Source organism: Mesorhizobium sp. WSM4836 (assembly GCF_055811815.1).
On the sequence record NZ_JBVVQF010000066.1, the window covers coordinates 1 to 2,495 of the forward strand.

Below are 2,495 nucleotides of genomic sequence, written 5' to 3' on the forward strand. Positions count from 1 at the left end.
ATGTCATAAGACAAGCGCGTCGCGTTCGACCGGCCTCAATGCGACGCGCTTTAGGTTGTTGTTTTGATGCATGTCGTTACCGCAAAGCCGCTGCACACCCTCGGGTCAAGCCCGAGGGCATGCTTTGGCGCGGCATGCATTAGCGGATCTCCGCCTCTTCCTCGGCCCGGAAATGGCTGGGCGGCGATCCGATGACCCGCTTGAAGGCGCGGCTGAAGGAGGCGTCGGATTCGTAGCCGAGTCGGGCCGCGACGACGGAAATCTTGAGCCGGTCACGGGCCAGCCATTGCCTCGCCTGGTGCATTCGCACCTGCGTGACGTACTTTGCCGGCGTTTCGCCGACAATAGTGGCGAAGCGCTCGGCGAAACTTGATCGCGAGGCGCCCATCATCTTCGCCAGAGCCTCCACCGTCCAGTCGCGGTTCGGTTCCAGATGGATTGCGGCCAGCACCCGGCCGATCTCGCGGTCCCTGACCGCCGCAATCCAACCGGAAGAGTCGCCGCAGCCGCGCTCGACCCATGAGCGGATGACGGTCGCGGCGAGCACATCGGCCAGCCGCGCCAGGATGCCGCCGGAGCCGACGCGCTCCATCGTGACCTCGCGGGCCATCGCTTCCAGCAAATGCGGGATGCCTGGCTCATAGGCTTCCAACTCATGCGCGCGCATCACGTCCGGCATCATGCCGAGCAAGGGGTGCAAGCCGTCGAGATTGAAATACATGCTGCCGAAAAACAGCAAGGTCCCCGGACGGCAGCCGGGCACGCCCTCATTCGACATGCAATAGACATTCTTGCAAATTTCCTCGACCTCATAGCCGTGGACCGGCGCCGCCTCGATACCCGGCTCACTCGCCAGCGTGTGGGCTGAACCGCGCGGCAGCAAGGCAGCGTCGCCCGCTTTGAACTCGACCCAGTCGCCGGACGGCTGCAGCAACCAGCAGCCTTTGCGACCGATGAAATGAAACCGTGCCGCCGGCTGAGCCGGAAAATGGATGCCCCAGGGTTCCTTCATCTCGCAACGGCCGTAATCGACGCCTTCGAGACGCAATCCGCGCAATATGTCTGTCAGCGGATCGCCGGTGATTGGAATTTTGGACGAACGGTCAAGCATAATGGTGTTTCTAGCATGGAAACTCCAGCCAGTCACTCCCTATGTTGCACTGCAGCCAGATGCTGCGCTGCAACAGACCGGAGATCCCTCATGACCGAACCCGCGACAGGCGTCATGGACGCCGTTCTCGACCCATCGGAAACCGGCGAACGATCCGAGCCCGCGTGGGGGGCGGTGGTGTCCCTGGCGCTCGGAGTCTTCGGCCTGGTGACGGCGGAATTTCTGCCGGCCAGCCTGCTGACGCCGCTTGCGCAGGATCTCGGCATTACCGAAGGCGCCGCCGGACAGGCGGTAACGGCCACCGCCGTCATTGGGGCGGTTGCGGCGCCGACCATGGCCATTGTCACCAAGCGGCTGGACCGCAGGCTGGTCATGTGGGCGCTGACGGTGCTGCTTGTGCTATCAAACCTGGTAGCCGCGTTTGCATCGTCGCTTCCCGTTCTTCTGATCGCCCGCATCATGCTCGGGATCAGTCTTGGCGGCTTCTGGTCGATGTCGGCAGCCATGGCGATGCGGCTCGTTCCGATGCGGCTGATGCCGCGCGCCATGTCGATCATCCTCACCGGCGTCTCGGTGGCGACGGTCTGTGCGGCTCCGGTCGGCGCCTATGTCGGCGACATCTGGGGATGGCGGACGGCGTTCATGATCGCCGCCGTGGTCGGCGCGCTGGCGCTGCTGGTGCAGGTGGCTACCATTCCGAAGCTGCCGCCGGCAGGTACGGCAGGTTTTGGCACGCTGCTGGAGGTCATGAAGCGGCCGATGATCAGGGTGGCACTGCTGGTGGTGCTGCTGGTCGCCTCGGGACACTTTGCCGGTTTCACCTATGTCCGCCCGTTTCTCGAAAAGGTTCCCGCGCTGGACATCGAGACGATCTCGCTTGTGCTGCTCGCCTACGGCATTGGTGGCTTCTTCGGCAATTTTGCCGGCGGCTTCATTGCCGAGCGCAGCCTCAAGGCAGCCGTCAGCCTGGCGCCTCTGCTGATCGCGTTTTCGGCGCTCCTGCTGCTGGTGGTCGGAGGCTCACCCGTGGTGGCTGCAATAGCAGTCGCCAGCTGGGGCTTTGCCTTCGGCGCTGTCCCAGTCGGGCTGCAGACCTGGCTGGTGCGGGCCGCCCCCGATCAGGCGGAAAGCGCCGGCGGGCTGATGGTTATGACATTCCAGGTCGCCATCGCGTTGGGCGCCGTCTTCGGCGGCCTGCTGGTCGACAATACGGGCGTTGCCAGCGCCTTCGCCTATTGCGCGGCGGCGACGTTGCTTGCGGCACTGGCGGCGTTCTTCCTTGGCCCCAAGCCGATCGACGACGCCAAGGCCTAAAGTATCCGTTTTGATCAAGGGGTTTTAGGGGCCCATTTTCTCTGCGCCTTGAGGAGAGCGTTTGCGAGGA

2 protein-coding genes are annotated in these 2,495 nt (G+C 64.0%); one reads left to right on the forward strand and one right to left on the reverse strand.

Annotation, left to right across the window (positions count from 1 at the left end):
• Window positions 1-139: 139 nt before the first annotated feature.
• The gene (locus AC0L2P_RS32045; protein WP_473507223.1) at window positions 140-1,111 is read right to left on the reverse strand and encodes an AraC family transcriptional regulator; all 972 of its coding nucleotides are present in this window, start codon (window positions 1,109-1,111) and stop codon (window positions 140-142) included.
• Window positions 1,112-1,201: 90 nt separating this feature from the next.
• Between AC0L2P_RS32045 and AC0L2P_RS32050 the strand changes: the two genes are divergently transcribed.
• Complete coding sequence (locus AC0L2P_RS32050; RefSeq protein ID WP_473507224.1) at window positions 1,202-2,425, forward strand: MFS transporter; 1,224 nt, start codon at window positions 1,202-1,204, stop codon at window positions 2,423-2,425.
• Window positions 2,426-2,495 lie beyond the last annotated feature (70 nt).